The following is a 15,287-nucleotide window of genomic DNA, read 5'->3' as shown; positions in this document are numbered from 1 at the left end:
TGCCGGGTACGGCGAGGTCATGGCCGGCATTCACACGTCGGCGTTCATGAACGCGAACCGGGATGTGAATGAACACCCGGAGCCCTTCACGTTGCCGGCGCCCTGGCCTGCGAATGGCGCGGCCGAAGAGGTCACTACCGAAGAGCGCGCCGAGTTGCGTGCTTCCCTGCTGCGCCGTTCGGCGTTCGCCCACTAGCCCACGGACGGAGCTTCCATGTCGACTGTTGGTTCCGGCGAAGTTTTCATCATCCCTGTCTTCAAAGGCTTCCGTTCGACGGTGGTTTCCGAGGTCGACAGCACGGGCAAGGAATCAGGCGGGAAGTTCTCGTCCGCGTTCGGGAACGCGGTCAAGGGCATCGGTGCCGGCATTGCTGTCGGTATCGGTGCTGCCGTCGCGGGTATCGCAGCGATCGCCGGTAAAGGGCTCAGCCGGGCCCTGAACATCCAGGATGCCAAGGCGCAGCTCGAAGGGCTCGGTCACTCGGGGGAGACTGTCGGCGTCATCATGGGGTCGGCGTTGGACTCCGTCAAGGGCACAGCGTTCGGGCTGGATGCTGCGGCGACTATCGCAGCATCCGCTGTGGCCGCCGGTATCAAGCCTGGTGAGGCGCTCACGCGCACGTTGAAGCTCACGGCGGATGCTGCGACGATCGCGAAGACTCCGCTGTCCGAGATGGGCGCGATGGTCAACAAGGTGGCCACGAACGGCCGGCTGACGACTGAGGTTCTGAATCAGTTCCAGAACCGTGGTGTGCCGCTGCTGCAGATGGTCGCTGACCAGTACGGGGTCACCGCTGATGAGGCCGCGAAGATGGTCACCCGCGGTGAGGTCGACTTCGCAACGTTCCAGAACGCGCTCGAGGCGGGTGTTGGCGGGGCGGCGTTGTCGTCAGGTGCAACTGCGCGTGGTGCGTGGGCGAACGTTGGTGCTGCGTGGGGTCGCCTGGGCGCGATGTTCACCGGTTCCGCTGTTGACGCTGCACCTGGCCTGTTCACGTCGATCGCTGGCGCGGTCGACCGGCTCGCTACCGGTTTGCAGCCGTTGGCGGACAAGTTCAGTGGTGCACTCACACCGGCGATCGCTACTTTCGCCGGCTGGATCGACGGTCTGGACTTCTCAGCAGTCGGTTCGACGATCATCGGGGTGTTCGACACCATCAAGAACGCGTTCACCGGGATTGTCTCGGCGTTCCAGTCGGGTGACTTCTCGTCGCTCGGGTCAACGTTCGGCAGTATCGGCGCGATCATCCGGCCAATGCTGCCGATCTTCCTCGAGGTCGGAAAGGGCATCGGGGGTATCGCGGGGGAGATCGGGAAGCTCATTGCGGCGGGTATCCCGCTCATCATCCCGGTGCTGCAGGCGTTCACCGACATCCTCGGATGGCTGGCAGACAACTCAGCGATCCTGACACCGCTGATCATCGGCCTCGCTGGCGGTTTTGTCATCTACAAGGCCGCCCAGACGCTCGCGAACGTGGCGGCGCTCGCGTCGATTCCGTTGGATGCTGCCCGGATTGGGGCGACGTTCACTCTTGCCGCGTCGCAGTTCTCTCTCGCGGGTGCGACGAGGTCGGCGACAGCATCACAGCTGGCGTCGAACGTCGTTCAGCGTGGTGGTATCGCGATCATGGCGTCGTCGTCGGTGCTGTGGCTGCGGGATGCTGCGGCGAAGGTCGTGAACACTGCTGCGACTGTCGGGTCTCGTGTAGCGATGCTCGCTGGTTCTGCCGCCATGGGTATCGCTACGGCGGCGCAGTGGGCCTTGAACGTGGCGATGTCGGCGAACCCGATCGCGCTGATCGTCATCGCCATTGCAGCCCTGGTGGCGGGCCTGATCTGGTTCTTCACTCAGACGGAGCTCGGGCAGGAGATTTGGGCGAACTTCACCCAGTTCTTGTCGGAGGCGTGGAACAACATTGTTGCGGTTGCGACGACGGTGTTCACTGCCCTCGCTGATTTCTTCACCGCCATCTGGGAAGGGATCGTCGCGTTCGTCACGGCGTACATCAACACCCTGGTGCTGGTGATCACAACCGTTGTCGGGTTCATCGTCGACGTGTGGAACAACTATTGGAACGCGTTCTTCCTCGTCATTTCGGTGATCTGGGAGGCAATTGTTTCGTTCGTGACCGCGTATATCAACACGGTCATGGCGATCATCAACGCTGTCGTTTCAACGATCGTGGCGGTGTGGAATGGGGCCTGGTCGGCGATCGGTTCGTTCTTCCAGAGCGTGTGGAACGGCATCGTCGGGTTCGTCTCCGGTGTGGTGTCCACTGTCTCGGGGGCGATCTCCGGATTCGTGAACAACGTGTCTACCGGTGTGCAGAACGTGCTCGGCTTCATCACTGGCCTGCCGGACCGGATTCTGTCGATTATCGGGGATCTCGGCAACCTGCTGGTTGGTGCAGGGCAGGATCTGTTCCAGGGCTTCATCGACGGCATCACGGGCATGATCGGCAACATCGGTGACGCGATCGGTGGGGTCATGGACTTCATTGCAGGGTTCTTCCCTCACTCGCCGGCGAAGCGTGGACCGTTCTCTGGGTCCGGTTGGCGCCGGGTGAGCGAGGGTGGCGCTGCCCTGTCAGAGCAGTTCATGGGTGGTTTCGATCGCCAGTCGTCCGGTTGGGACATGGCAGAACTGATGGTCGCTGGACGATCAGCCTCGGGCCTTGGTTCGTCTACCGCGGCGAGTGCTGCTTCGGAGCGTCCGATCTACATGGACGGCACTTTTGTTGGCTGGCTCCGTGAGCTGGCGAATGGTGAAGCGCAGATGGTGTTCGCTGAATCGTCAGATGGCAAGTCTCGGAAGCTAAGGATGGGAGTGCAGGTCTGATGGCATACGCACCTGTGATCACTCCGTCTGTTGATGCGGCACCGTGCCCGCGAGCTGAAGTTCTCTTTTCGAGCTTCGCCGCGGGCACGACGTTCGTGACCGCGTATCGTCTCGGCGGGGGCCGTGAGTATCGAATGCGGGGAGCTGTGAATACGCCTGTCGCGGGCGCACTGACTCGCATCGACTTCGAGGTTCCGTTCGGGCTGGAAGTCTCATACCGTGCCGAGATGTTCAACTCCGCTGGATCATCCTTGGGTTACACGGATGCGACATCGGTCACGCTGAATGTGAACGAAACGTGGCTGCATAATCCTCTGGACCCACAGGGCGCGGTTCGGGTGCGGATGGCGTCTGATGCGGCAAGGTCGATCTCCCGGCCGGTGCCGGGCTCGGTGCTCTATCCGCGTGGCCGCCGTGTGGGCATCGTCGTCTCCGAGCCGAGGCAGGGCATTCAGGGCATTGCGTTGGATTGCTACACGCTCACCGACGATGACACCGACCGGTTCGCGGACATGGTGGGGACGTATACGTCGAACAGCGTCCCGGTGCTCTGCGTGCGTGTTGGCGCGGACATGAAGATGCGGGTACCGCGGCCCCTTTTCGCGTCCGTATTGGACCCGCGGGAGGAGGCAATCAATTTGCATATCGGCGGGGAGTCCATGAAGTGGTCGATGAGCGGCGACGAGGTTTCACCGCCCACCCCGGCACTGTTCATTCCGCTGCTCACCCGCGCTGACATCAACGCGTACTACAGCACGAGGTCGGCGGTGAAGGCCGATAATCTCACCCGGCTTGCGGTGAACCGAAGATACGACTTGGCAGGGACGGCGTAATGCGCACACACAGCGAAGCGTTGACCAACGTGCTTCAGGGGTCGTTTTCTCGCAGGCTGATAGCGGACGTGTTCCACGGTTCGGAGCGGGTCAAACAGAACCTCGACATGTTGTCCTGGTCGCTGGATGGGGACCTTGGTGCTGCGGTAAAGCATGGCGGTTCCGGGACTATCGTCTACCAGTCGGAGTCGGGGGAATCGTTGGTGCCGGAGGGCACCGAGGGTGTGCTGTCGCCGTTTCGGGCGAAACTGCTCCTGTTGATGGAGATCACGGCTGGTGACTTCTCGGAGACCGTCACGCTGGGCTGGTTCAAGGTCACGGGTGTCCCATACGCGCAGGACCACACGGCTCTTGTGAACGGTGCAGAGCGGGTCGTCGCTTCGGTTGTTGAGATCGAGTTTGAATCGTTGGATGTGGAGTTGAAGCGGCGCGGATTCCGTTCCGAGGAACAACCGCCTTCACTCGTCTCGTGCTGGGAGGAGATCCGCCGCATCACGAACATGCCGGTGGTCGAGTCAGTCGCCGATAAGCCCATCCCCACCGCGGTTGTCTACGAGGCGGTGCAAGGCGGTCGGTTGAAGGCTGTGCAGTCGCTCGCCGGTGTTCTTGGCGGCCGCGCGGTTGTTGACCCGGCAGGAGCTGTGACGGTCGTTCCGGATGGTGCGGGCACGGTTGTGGGCTCGTTGCTGGTGGGCGAGAACGGAACTGTCATTGATGTGCCGTATTCGGTGGAGACAGAGAACGTCTACAACTGCGTCGTCGGTAATTTCGAGACTGAGGACAGGAAGCCGTTGTACTCGGTTGCCGCGGTGCTGGAGGGACCTTTGGCCACGACCGGGAATTACGGCGAGTACACCCGCTATTTCGCGTCGGAGTTTGTGAAGACTCAGCAGCAGGCCGACTCGGCTGTGCAGGCTGTGCTCGAGCAGGTGACCGGGTCGCAGCAGTTCGATGTTCCAATCCAGTGCGTTCTCAATCCCTTGTTTGAGCTTGGTGACCCGGTGGAGGTGCAGGGCCATACCCGACCGATTTCGGGGCGCCTGGTGAAGTTCGCGTATTCGGACTCCGAGTTGATGACGGTTACCCTTCGAGCTGAACGGAGCTTGTAATGGCTTCGGACACGGATCTGATTCTGAATCGGCTGGCGACGATCCCTGACGTCGGTCACAAGCTGGGCATTTTTGTGAGAATGGACGGTGCGCTCGCCGTCGTCAACGTCGGTGACCGTTCGGTGGCGATTCCGTGTTCTGGGTACTATCCGCCTGTCGTGGGCATGGCCGTGCAGCTGGAGCGGCGTCTCGGCGCGCTGATCGTGACCGGTCCGTCTGCGCAGTTGAACCCGATCGGGAAGATCAAGGCAGGCGGTGCACCTAAGTGCACCGTTACGGTAGACGGCATCGACTACGTTCTCGGGCTCCGGTCGAGTTACACGCCCGTTGTCGGTGACGATGTGGAGATCAACTGGACAACGGGCATCATCCAGGGAAAGATCACCGCCACACCGGTTGCACCGGATACCGGTCAGAACCCGGGCGGCGGTGGCGGGCCGTTCTCTGATCTGGTCGTCATGGCCGAGGGGTCGGGGTCGTACAACGGTGGCTGGTGGACCAACGATGTCTACAACGGCGACAACAACGTGGGCGCCTGGTTCTACGGGACCCGTGTCGCGGATGCCCTTCGAGGCACGCAACCGACTTCGATGGAGATCTTCCTGAACCCTCGGCAGGCGTCAGGCAACGCTCCGATGATCGGCTGGCACGGGTCCTCGACGTTCCTTGGTGGCGCCGTGTCTGTTGCTTTCGAAGTGCCGGTGGAGCCTCGGTCCGGTTGGGTTGCGCTTCCTGTGGACTTCGCGATCCGACTGCGTGATTTCGGCGGCGGCATCGGTGTCACGCCATCTGGATACACCATCTGGCGAGGCACGCAGTCGGACGGTCTCTCGGGCGCACTGCGTTTCGCCGGCACTCGCTAACACCTTTCCTGCATTATCTCGCCGCTCCTCTGGGGCGGCTGGTCCGATTGGAGAACCTAATGACGGCAGACGCTACCCCCGGTGCAAAGAACCAGCCACAGTTCCTCGTGGGTGGCGCACCTGACATTGGTGTCGATGAGAACATTGTCGCGGATTACGCGGCGAAGGTCGGCAACAGGCGCACTGGTACCACCACGGAGCGGCTCGCCGCGACCGGCAAAGACGTGTGGGAAGGACTCCTCTGGGGAGACACCACTGACGAGCTCGAATACAAGCGCACCGGTGGTGCGTGGATTCCCCTGTTCGGGTCGGCCTTCGCCGTGCACAGCACAGCACAGGCTCTGATAACAGGGTCCGGCACCACGCTCGTCTGGAACGGCCTCTATCTCGATGGTGGGATCACTCACTCGGCCGGCATTTTCGAGGTTCCCCGCGCCGGCTGGTATCGGCTCTCTGGCTGGATGGACAACATACCGGGCGGCGGTACCGACCGTTGGCTGTACGCAACAAAAAACTCCATCGACGCCGCGAACACGGTGGCCGGGGCCACGACAACCAACTCGCTCAGCGGTTCCGGCCTGTGGAATTTTGCTGTCCCCGTTCTGCTCGCTGCAGGCGATGACGTGCGACTGAATGTCTTGCAGAACTCCGGTGCGACACAGAACCTCGTGAAAGCCACGTTCGGCATCGAATGGTTGCGTGCAGCATGACGCGCACACCGCAGGGTTTCGTTGACTGGTGCCGCGCCAACCCGACCGACAACCTCGAACCCGGCGCATCCTGGGACCAGAAGTGCGGGTCACTCGTATTCCGCGCTGGCGGCTTCTCGACCTCCGCCCCGTCCGCCTACCTCATGGCGCTCGCCACGGAGGGGTACGGGCATCACCTGTATACCGAGGACGAGATCCCGTTCGATGAGATCCCGGGCGGCTGGTTCGTGTACTTCGACAAGGCAGGCCCGAACAACGGGCACATCGGCATGGTGTCCAGCCCTGGCCGCTTCCTCTCCGCGAACTGGCGTGTCTCGGACTTCGGCAGCGGTCTTGGCACCATGCCGATCGCCGACTACGCAGCCATCAGCGACCGGTTCATGGGCGCTTCGCCGTACTTCATCAACTCCACCCTGGCCGGCGTATCCGAAGTCGCAAGCCTCGACACCAAGACGATTGGAAAGAAGCGCATGTCAGCACTCATCAGGAATTACGACACCTCCGTTGGACTTGTCACCGAAGACGGCGAGCTGGTCCCGCTGCACTCGGTGAACGAGATGGAAGCACTCAAGGCAACCGGCATTGTCGGTGACTTTGTGCAAATGTCTGACGGCAACGTGTGGAACACGCTCACCGCCATCACTGCCCGGAAGATCGCCCAGCGTTCAACCGTCGACCCTGCTGTCATCGCAAGTGCGATCGCCCCGCTGCTGGTGTCGGCTGTCATCGCTGGCCTCAACGACTCGGGCGCGGAACTCACGCAGGCACAGGTTGAGCAGGCCGCTGAGACCGCGATCCGCAAGGTCTTCGCAGACGCCGCAAGCTGACCCGCATGACCTGCCTGTGCCGACACCCATGCAACCAGCCGGCATGCGCGCACGGCCGGTCCTGTGATTCCTGCCGACACACGAAGGAGAGCTGATGCCCGATCAGGGACCCGAGCCGACACCGTGGGAGTTGATGCGCGGTCTGAAACGGGTCGAGGACGCGGTCGGTGCGATCGGCGGGAAAGTCGTTTCCGTCGAGCTGTACGCCGCCGACAAGGCCCGCACCGACTCTCGGCTCCGTGACATTGAGCAAGGACTGAAAGAAGCGGCGCAGGCCAGCAGGGCGGAAGAGAACCGTTCCGAGGATCAGAAGGCCCGCAACCGGTGGCTGCTGATCGGTCTGATCGCGTCACCGTTCGTGTCTGCGATTGCCATTTTCATCATCCAGGGAGGCTTGCAGCCATGATCGAGAAACGAACACCGGGGGCGACCATTGTCGCTGCGATCGCCGTGTTGGGGTTGCTGGTGACCATGGTTTTCCTGATGGTGCAAGTGACCGATAAGGACAGCAAGCTTGCCCAGCTGTCTACGAACTCGGATGCTTTGCGTGAGCAGGTGAAGGGTCTGGATGAGACCCCCGTCGCTCCGCCTGCTAAGGAAGTGACCGGGCAGCCGGGGCCGGTCGGAGCTACTGGTCCCCGCGGTTCGCCTGGTGAGGATGGCCGCGACGGTATCGATGGTCTTCCTGGCATGGATGGTGCGCCCGGTGTCGGTGTGGCGGGACCTTCCGGTGTCGTTGGTGCTGACGGCCAGGACGGCGCGTCTGGGGCCGCTGGACCTGCTGGCCCGCCTGGTGCCGCGTCGACCGTTCCCGGCCCTGCAGGCGCCAACGGTGTGGACGGCCAGCCACCACTCAGCTGGACGTACAGCGACGCTCTCGACGTCACCTACCTCTGCACCCGCACGACCCCGTTTGACCCCGCTGCGCCTCGGTACGAGTGCGCACCAACCGAAGGAGAAACGCCATGAGCATCGGCATTTACGCGAAAGCGATCGGCCAGATCATCGCCGCCGCAGTCATCATCCTCGTTGCCGCCCTCTCAGACGGAGTGATCAGCCCCGTCGAGTTCGTCAACATCATCATCGCCCTCTTCACCGCCGCCGGCGTCTACCTGGTCCCGAACCTCGACACCGGGATCCGCGCCTACGCGAAAGCCATCGTCTCCGTTATCGGCGCCGCGCTCGCCGCCCTCGTCCTGATCCTCAGCCCCGGTATCGGCTTCGGCCAGGTCGCCCTCGCCGACTGGCTCACCGTCGCCCTCGCTGCGCTCGCCGCGCTGGGTATCGGCATCGTCCCGAACGCCGCGTACGTGCCACGACACCAGCTGCTGTCCACGTACAACCCCAACGCCCGCTGAGATCTGCCAATTTGAAGGGTGACCCGAATGGCTGCTGTAACCGTGGGCCGCACGTCCCTCGTCGAAACAAACCTCCTCATCGCGCAGGGAGCCGATAACCCTTTCACGTGGCGGTATTCGATCAGGGACGGTGACGTGAGCACCCCGGTCGATCTGACCGGGTACTCGGCAGAAGGTCAGATCCGCGCCCGCATCGGCGGGGAAATCTACCTGGACCTCACCGGGCACATCACTTTGCAGGGTGAATCGGGTGTCATCCAGATGATGATCCCCGCTGCGGTCACCGAAAGCGAAGCGTGGAACTCGCGCCGGGTGGGTGTGTGGGATATGGAACTCACCGCCCCTGACGGAGGGAAGATCCGTTTCACGGAAGGCACCGTAACGATCGACCCGGACGCGACCCGCCATGTCTGAGATCGAGGAAGTCGAAGCACTCGAGCGACCCATCATCGTCGAGGTCGTCGCGTCCCCGGTGACTGTTGTCGAGGTGTCGGCGCTGCCGATCGCCCCGGGCATCGGTCAAGAAGCCCTCGCGACCGCGGTGGACGCATACCTGACAGAGAACCCACCCGGGATGACCCTCGACGACGTGCGCTTCACCCACAACCAGGTAACACCGGCCGCCGTGTGGGAGATCGTTCACCCGCTCCCGTTCGAACCGAACGTGACCATCACCGACTCCGCTGGCACACGTGTCGAAACGGAGATCACCTACCCGGCGCCGAACCTCGTTCGATCCATCTCAGTCGGCGCCTTCTCTGGCACCGCCCGACTCTCTTAGGGAGCATCATGGCCATTCCCATTGTCCAGCCCATGGACTTCAACCTGCTCGAGCTCCTCAACGCGACGGCGCAGAACCTGGCGACCGCGCCGCCGCACAAGGCGGGCCGGTTCTACTTCGACACCACCCTCGAACAGTTCGGCATCTCGAACGGCACCGGCTGGGTGTACCTCGGCGACGACGGTGCGCTCGACGCCGAAGCCGTGCAGGACGTCGTCGCGGCGATGCTGTCCGGGTCGTCCAACGTCACGGCCACGTACAACGACACCGCCGGGACCATTAGCCTGTCGGTGGCGAACTCTGCGATCAGCAACGCGCAGGTCGCCGCGGCCGCGGCGATCACCCTCGACAAGCTCGCCGAGACCGCAGGTCTGAAACTGTTGACCGCGGCCGAGCGCACCAAGCTCACAGGCATCGCCACCGCGGCGACCGCGAACCAGACCGACACGTTCCTGCGCTCACGAGCGAACCACACCGGCACGCAGACCGTGTCCACGATCTCCGACTTCGACACCGCTGTGACGGCGAAGATCGCAGCCCTCATCGACGCAGCACCCGGCTCGCTCGACACCCTCAACGAGCTCGCGGCCGCGCTTGGGGATGACCCGAACTTCGCCGCCACGGTGACAGCGTCGATCGCCCTCAAAGCGAACATCGCCGACCTCGCAACCGTGGCCACGTCTGGAAGCTACGACGATCTCACCGACAAGCCGGTGTTCACGCAGACGGTGGGCAACGCTTCGGCGACGTCGTTCGTCGTCACGCACGGTTTCGGCACCCGCGCCGTGACCGTCGACGTGTCCCTCACCGCGTCGCCGTACAGTCAGGTTGTCGCCGAGGTGCAGAAGACCAGCACGAGCGCGGTCACCGTTCTGTTCGCGACCGCGCCAACGGCGAACCAGTACACCGTCACCGTTCAGGCGTAGACGATGGCTGTGGAGTACGTCGGCCCGCCGTCGACCTCACCCCGGGATATCGTCACGCGGGGTGAGGTTGATTCTGCGCTCGAGGGGAAGTCTGACACCGATCACGAGCACTCCGCCGTCGACATTACTTCGGGCACCCTGCTCGTTGCCCGGGGCGGTACTGGGCGTGCATCCCAGACTGCCAGGGCGCTCGTTATCGGAGGGACGACCAGCACGGCCGCGCAGGTGTCGGTGCCGGTAGGCACGGCGGGGCAGATTCTGCAGTCGGGCGGGAGTAGCGCCAATCCGTCGTGGGTGGCACGCGATCTCACCGGCACATACGCCGCGCGCCCCGCCGCGTCAACCGTTCCGGATGGCACCATCTACTACTGCACGGAAATTGAAGAAGCGTACCGATCCACTGGGTCCGCGTGGGTGGTGGTAGGTCACGGCGGTAGCGAGCTCGGGTATGCCGAATCGACCGCGTTCTTTAGCACCAGCACCACGACACTGGTCGATGTGCCGGGCCTGACGATAACCTTCAAGGCTGGCACGCGGCCGGTCGAGTTGCGTTGCGATGCGAACGTAGCCAACGAGAACGGGGTCGTCGAAACCATCCTGTCGATGCGACTGGGGGCCACGGAGAAGGCGCGGATTGAAACACGTGGAGGGGGCACCGACCTGTGGCATTCGGTCAGCCGGCGTGTTCGCGTCAGCGGGCTCACTCCAGGGGCGAGCTACGTGTACAAGGTTCAGGTCAAGTCCGGCACCGATGCTATCGGGGCACGAGTCTCGGGGGATGCCACGAACCCGATGGGGATCTCGGTGGTGAGCCTATGACCGCGACCACGTACACCCGCGATGTGATTGCCTTCAACGAGGGGCACCTGGAGATATACCCCAAGATTCCATCTAGCCCCGCAAAGCAAGGTGTGCAATACGTGCACGGAGCGGGTTCTGATTGCACCTATTGCATTAGCCCCTTGGGCAATCAGGACACGCTGACGAACATGGTTGCTGCCGCGGAGTTCACCGGCATCTCAGGGGACAACGGCGGCCAGCAGACGTGGGGCAACGCGACGAGTACGGCGCGTCTAGTGTCGAACCGGCAACGGCTTCTTGAACTGGACGGGGTGACATCGGGTGGCTTGCTCAAGAGCGCGCTGATATCCGCTTCTATGGGCGGCATCGTGTCCCTGAATTACGCCAGAGCTAACCCGACACGGGTGACCTGCATCGTCTCCGTCATCCCCGTCATGAACCCGGAAGACATTCGGGCAAACAACCGGTCGGGCTACGGTTCACTCGTGAACGCCGCCTACGGTGGCTCCTACGTCGAATCGACGCAAGGAGCAACGAGAAACCCATACACGTACCGGGCAAGCTCGGCACTGCAAGGCATCCCGATGCTGATCTTCTACGGCCTCACCGACACGCTCTGCCTGCCCGCCTACACGGAAGCGTTCGCGGCGGCAGACCCCACCAACAGAACCTTGGTGGCGTTGCCCACCGGGCACGACTTCGACACGTACGCCGCGGTCGACCATCAGCTGATCGTTGACTTCCTACTCGAGCACAACTGACCCCGCACGAACACTGGCCCCGGCTGATCTTCGGATCGGTCGGGGCCTTTCGTCGTTAACTCCGCCCGTTCGGTGGACCGTCCGGCCCGCCCTTCGGAGTGTCGTACAGCACCAGCTCGTTAGCCTGCTCGAGCGACGCGTACACGCCCATCAGCGCACGTTTCGCAGGGTCGGTGTCCCATTTGATCAGCAGGTACTTCTCGGCCCCTGCACGGTCACGGAGACGCTGGATACCGGCCTTCGGGAGAACAGGGTCGGTGCGCATACAGATCCAGTTATCGACGTCCAGGCGGATGGGTTTCGGGAAAGTCATTCGGGGCTCCTCAGATCGGGGAGCGCGCCGGCCCGCGCACGGAAGATTCTAGGTTGTGCGTCTGACATCCCACGGTGCGGGCAGCTCAGCCTCGGCCGCACGCACCTCGCGGAGGTATTCCATGCCGGCGATCACTTCGGGGTCGTCGTCATCGGCTTCGCCGTCGATCAGCTCGAGGTCATCCTTCATGCGGGGAATTCTAGTAGGCGTTGAAAGCGGTGACCACTGGTGCCTCGTTCGTCCCGGACACGAAGCACTCGACGTTGTACTCGCGTTCCGCGTTCGCCTCGTTGGTCACAGTGGCCTCCACCTTCATGAACCACTGGTCATCCTGGATCTCCTCAGCGAGGCTACCAACAATCCAGTGACCCTTGAATCCGTAGGGGAAGGCCTGTTCGCCGGATTGGTCGCATGCAGCCTGAGCAAACGTCGCCGTGAGCCCTGTCGAAGTCGCAAGCGCTGGTGCGACAGGCTCGGCCACCACTTCAGGTTTGCTGACGCTCAGCGTGACCGTGACACCTGCCTCTGCCTTCGTCCCCGCCGCTGGGTCCTGGCCGTCAACAGTCCAGTTCGAAGGCATCCACACGCTGCCCTCATCCGGAGTGGTGAACTCGACCTCATAGCCAGCCTCTTTGAGCTGGGTCTTTGCAACATCCCCAGTGGTACCGATGACGTCAGGGACGGCTGCAGTTGGTGCACTAACGGGAGCTGCAGAGCTCGAACAACTCGTGATGAGCATGACGATCGCTGCCGCGGTGATGATGGTTGCGAGAGTGCGCTTCATTGCGTGATGCTCCTTGGTTCAGGGTGAAGTGATCGTACTACTCGGGTGCCCCCGGCCGGAATCGAACCGGCGACAAAAGGATTAGAAGGCCTCTGCTCTATCCGCTGAGCTACGGGGGCGACCACGAAAGTCTATTACGCGGCCCTGCGACGATTCGACTTCCCCGGCATAGGAACCGCCGGTAGCGCGTTGAAGCCGGCACGCATCTGTTCGATATCGACCAGCACGTACTTCGTCGTCGTGTCCATGTTCTCGTGCCGCATGTTCTGCTGGATCACGAAGGGGCTCACACCGGCCCGGTTCTGCTCTGTGGCTGTCGCTGCGCGGAGATCGTGGGGTTTGTGACCGATGATGCCCGAGCGTCGCATTGCACGGCTCAGAACGTCGCTGACAGAGTTCGAGAGAATGTGACCCTCACCGAGCGCGAAGAGTTTGTTTGCTTTCCAGTTCGGGAACCAATACCCGTCACGGGGGAGATCCTTCACGACCTCCCAAACTGCGTCGTTCAACGGGAGGACGCGAGTCTTTTTGCCCTTCCCATACACGCGGATTGTGCGTTCGTTCCAGTCGACGTCGTGACCGTGGGCTTTTGCGATCTCGTGGACGCGGAGACCCACGTAGTAGTGAAGGGCCACCATTCGTCTGGTGCGTGCGTAGGCACCGCCATTGAGGACCAGGGCGATGTCATCGACGGTTGCGGGGTTCGGGGTGCGCTTTCGCGCTTTCACTTTTGGGAGGCGCGCAGCGGGGTTGTCTAGGCGCACGCCTTCGTCCTGGAGCCAGGTGAAGAATGTGTGCAGCGCTGATCGGTAGTGCTGCTTGGTCGAGTTCGTCCAGGTTTCATTTGAGCCCATGAAGCTAATGAGGTCATGCCTGGTGAGGGTTAGCAGGTCTCCAGTTGCCCGCTCGACGTGGCGAATGAATCTGAGACGTTCCGTAATGGTCGCGTCTGTCAGATCTTCCGCCTGCATGAATCGCGCCCAGAAGGCGAGAATATCCCCAGAATCTTGCACCGTTGTATCTCCTTTATCGGAGACTAACCGCAGGTGCGTGAACGGCGTCACGCCGTCTTCTGGGACTTGTATGCCGGGGCGGAGGTTTGGGACGCGCGCACGCGGTACATGCCGGCAACATGGCTGTCGAGTTGCTCGTGCGTTACTCCGGAAGCTTTTAGAATCGAGCGCCGGCTGTGTCCGCGCATCCACGCTCTTTCGATTGCGAGAGGGAGTGCCGCGTCCAGTGGTGCCTTCGTGATGCGTCGCAGGAGCTCCAGATCCTCGCCGTGTTCGAGCGCCGATACTGCCCGCCTGTCGTGACCGACGAGGAGGGCAAGGATCTCGTCGCGGTCCTTGATGGCCTGGTCGATGCGGTTCATGCGTGCGCTGCCTTCCTGATGGAAGTTACGTGGGCGAGGCCGGTCTTCGGCGCCGACGCAGAATGTACGTTCTGACGCCGATGACGCTCCGAATCCAGGTCGACTAGGCTATGTTCACCAGTCAGCAAACCTACGTGCTTGTAATCTGTCGGTCGTAGGTTCGATTCCTACCGGGGGCACATGCGAGAACTACAGGCGCGGATCATCGCGGAGCTCCACGTCTCAGCAGAGATCGATCCGGCCAGAGAGGTCGAGCGGCGGGTTCGTTTTCTGGGCGACTACCTGCGGCGCACTGAGTTGAGCGGGCTCGTTCTAGGAATCAGCGGGGGACAGGATTCGACACTGGCCGGGCGGCTCTGTCAGCTCGCGGTCGAGCACCTGGCCACCGACGGATACCACGCGTCGTTCACGGCCGTGCGGCTTCCGTATGCGGTGCAACGAGACGAAGACGATGCGCAGTCGGCGCTCGAGTTCATCCGCCCGTCATCCGTGGTCACCTTTAATATCCAACGTGCCGTCGACGGCTTCGAATCGGAGTTTGCCGACAGCACGGGCGCTGAAATGAGCGATTTCAACAAGGGAAATGCGAAGGCCCGCGCGCGGATGATCGCTCAATACGCCCTGGCAGGGCAAAGCGCGTCGGTCGTGGTGGGAACGGACCACGCCGCAGAGGGCGTCACCGGCTTCTTCACGAAGTTCGGAGATGGCGGAGCTGACATCCTCCCGTTGACCGGTTTGACCAAACGCCAGGGACGATCACTGATGATGCAGCTGGGTGCGCCGGAGCGGCTCTACCTGAAGGTTCCGACGGCAGACCTGCTCGACGACACTCCCGGACAGACGGATGAGGCCAACCTGGGGCTCCGCTACGACGACATCGACGACTATCTCGAGGGCAAGGAAGTTCCCGCCGAGGTCGCCGAAGCAATCGAGCGTCGATACCTCAGCACAGAGCACAAGCGCCGCACGCCGGTCACACCGTTCGACGACTGGTGGATCTAGCCCGA

21 protein-coding genes and 1 tRNA gene are annotated in these 15,287 nt (G+C 62.6%); 16 read left to right on the top strand and 6 right to left on the bottom strand.

The features are described 5' to 3' along the window. Positions 1-19 precede the first annotated feature (19 nt). The 15 genes from K323_RS29860 (at position 20) to K323_RS0116380 (ending at position 11,808) form a co-directional block, all read left to right on the top strand. Positions 20-196: a hypothetical protein gene (locus K323_RS29860; protein WP_022886358.1), complete on the top strand. Its 177-nt coding sequence runs from the start codon at positions 20-22 to the stop codon at positions 194-196. Between the two features lie 18 nt (positions 197-214). Beyond that, complete coding sequence (locus K323_RS0116445; RefSeq protein ID WP_022886357.1) at positions 215-2,839, top strand: phage tail protein; 2,625 nt, start codon at positions 215-217, stop codon at positions 2,837-2,839. Next, on the top strand, positions 2,839-3,672 hold the full coding sequence (locus K323_RS0116440; RefSeq protein WP_022886356.1) for a hypothetical protein: 834 nt from the start codon (positions 2,839-2,841) through the stop codon (positions 3,670-3,672). The genes K323_RS0116445 and K323_RS0116440 overlap by 1 nt, the downstream gene beginning before the upstream one ends. Next, on the top strand, positions 3,672-4,781 hold the full coding sequence (locus K323_RS0116435) for a hypothetical protein (protein WP_022886355.1): 1,110 nt from the start codon (positions 3,672-3,674) through the stop codon (positions 4,779-4,781). The genes K323_RS0116440 and K323_RS0116435 overlap by 1 nt, the downstream gene beginning before the upstream one ends. Beyond that, positions 4,781-5,644, top strand: a complete 864-nt coding sequence (locus K323_RS0116430) for a hypothetical protein (RefSeq protein WP_022886354.1) — start codon at positions 4,781-4,783, stop codon at positions 5,642-5,644. Before K323_RS0116435 ends, K323_RS0116430 begins: the two co-directional genes overlap by 1 nt. A gap of 59 nt (positions 5,645-5,703) precedes the next feature. Continuing rightward, the gene (locus K323_RS0116425; RefSeq protein WP_022886353.1) at positions 5,704-6,354 is read left to right on the top strand and encodes a hypothetical protein; all 651 of its coding nucleotides are present in this window, start codon (positions 5,704-5,706) and stop codon (positions 6,352-6,354) included. After that, positions 6,351-7,181 carry a hypothetical protein gene (locus K323_RS0116420; RefSeq protein WP_022886352.1) on the top strand — a complete coding sequence of 277 codons (831 nt, stop codon included), beginning with the start codon at positions 6,351-6,353 and terminating at the stop codon, positions 7,179-7,181. The genes K323_RS0116425 and K323_RS0116420 overlap by 4 nt, the downstream gene beginning before the upstream one ends. A gap of 94 nt (positions 7,182-7,275) precedes the next feature. Then, positions 7,276-7,587, top strand: coding sequence for a hypothetical protein (locus K323_RS0116415; RefSeq protein ID WP_022886351.1), 312 nt, complete (start codon positions 7,276-7,278; stop codon positions 7,585-7,587). Further along, positions 7,584-8,150, top strand: a complete 567-nt coding sequence (locus K323_RS26755; RefSeq protein ID WP_022886350.1) for a collagen-like protein — start codon at positions 7,584-7,586, stop codon at positions 8,148-8,150. Before K323_RS0116415 ends, K323_RS26755 begins: the two co-directional genes overlap by 4 nt. Continuing rightward, positions 8,147-8,539: a hypothetical protein gene (locus K323_RS0116405; RefSeq protein ID WP_022886349.1), complete on the top strand. Its 393-nt coding sequence runs from the start codon at positions 8,147-8,149 to the stop codon at positions 8,537-8,539. Before K323_RS26755 ends, K323_RS0116405 begins: the two co-directional genes overlap by 4 nt. A 27-nt stretch (positions 8,540-8,566) precedes the next feature. Continuing rightward, the gene (locus K323_RS0116400; protein ID WP_022886348.1) at positions 8,567-8,953 is read left to right on the top strand and encodes a hypothetical protein; all 387 of its coding nucleotides are present in this window, start codon (positions 8,567-8,569) and stop codon (positions 8,951-8,953) included. Next, entirely contained in the window at positions 8,946-9,320 is a 375-nt protein-coding gene (locus K323_RS0116395; protein ID WP_022886347.1) for a hypothetical protein, read from the top strand. The genes K323_RS0116400 and K323_RS0116395 overlap by 8 nt, the downstream gene beginning before the upstream one ends. An 8-nt stretch (positions 9,321-9,328) precedes the next feature. Further along, the gene (locus K323_RS30265) at positions 9,329-10,246 is read left to right on the top strand and encodes a hypothetical protein (protein WP_022886346.1); all 918 of its coding nucleotides are present in this window, start codon (positions 9,329-9,331) and stop codon (positions 10,244-10,246) included. 3 nt (positions 10,247-10,249) lie between these two features. Next, positions 10,250-11,065, top strand: coding sequence for a hypothetical protein (locus K323_RS0116385; RefSeq protein WP_022886345.1), 816 nt, complete (start codon positions 10,250-10,252; stop codon positions 11,063-11,065). Continuing rightward, entirely contained in the window at positions 11,062-11,808 is a 747-nt protein-coding gene (locus tag K323_RS0116380) for an alpha/beta hydrolase (RefSeq protein ID WP_157509471.1), read from the top strand. The genes K323_RS0116385 and K323_RS0116380 overlap by 4 nt, the downstream gene beginning before the upstream one ends. Positions 11,809-11,863: 55 nt before the next feature. On the opposite strand, the gene K323_RS26750 is transcribed toward K323_RS0116380, so the two are convergent. The 6 genes from K323_RS26750 to K323_RS0116350 all read right to left on the bottom strand — a co-directional run bounded on the left by K323_RS26750 (position 11,864) and on the right by K323_RS0116350 (position 14,280). Further along, on the bottom strand, positions 11,864-12,121 hold the full coding sequence (locus tag K323_RS26750) for a hypothetical protein (protein WP_022886343.1): 258 nt from the start codon (positions 12,119-12,121) through the stop codon (positions 11,864-11,866). A 48-nt stretch (positions 12,122-12,169) separates the two neighbouring features. After that, the gene (locus K323_RS29850; RefSeq protein WP_022886342.1) at positions 12,170-12,310 is read right to left on the bottom strand and encodes a hypothetical protein; all 141 of its coding nucleotides are present in this window, start codon (positions 12,308-12,310) and stop codon (positions 12,170-12,172) included. A gap of 10 nt (positions 12,311-12,320) precedes the next feature. Beyond that, positions 12,321-12,905: a YPYG domain-containing protein gene (locus K323_RS0116365; protein WP_022886341.1), complete on the bottom strand. Its 585-nt coding sequence runs from the start codon at positions 12,903-12,905 to the stop codon at positions 12,321-12,323. A gap of 46 nt (positions 12,906-12,951) precedes the next feature. After that, positions 12,952-13,024 (bottom strand) — tRNA-Arg (locus K323_RS0116360). A gap of 15 nt (positions 13,025-13,039) precedes the next feature. Then, on the bottom strand, positions 13,040-13,918 hold the full coding sequence (locus K323_RS29030) for a tyrosine-type recombinase/integrase (protein ID WP_022886340.1): 879 nt from the start codon (positions 13,916-13,918) through the stop codon (positions 13,040-13,042). Between the two features lie 47 nt (positions 13,919-13,965). Then, complete coding sequence (locus tag K323_RS0116350; protein WP_022886339.1) at positions 13,966-14,280, bottom strand: hypothetical protein; 315 nt, start codon at positions 14,278-14,280, stop codon at positions 13,966-13,968. Between the two features lie 180 nt (positions 14,281-14,460). Between K323_RS0116350 and nadE the strand changes: the two genes are divergently transcribed. Then, positions 14,461-15,282, top strand: coding sequence for an ammonia-dependent NAD(+) synthetase (gene nadE, locus K323_RS0116345; RefSeq protein ID WP_022886338.1), 822 nt, complete (start codon positions 14,461-14,463; stop codon positions 15,280-15,282). The last annotated feature ends 5 nt before the right edge of the window (positions 15,283-15,287 follow it).

Origin of the sequence: Glaciibacter superstes DSM 21135 (assembly GCF_000421145.1) — a bacterium.
Lineage (GTDB): Bacteria > Actinomycetota > Actinomycetes > Actinomycetales > Microbacteriaceae > Cryobacterium > Cryobacterium superstes.
Note: the sequence above shows the minus strand (reverse complement) of the source record. Positions and strands in the feature narration are given on the sequence as shown.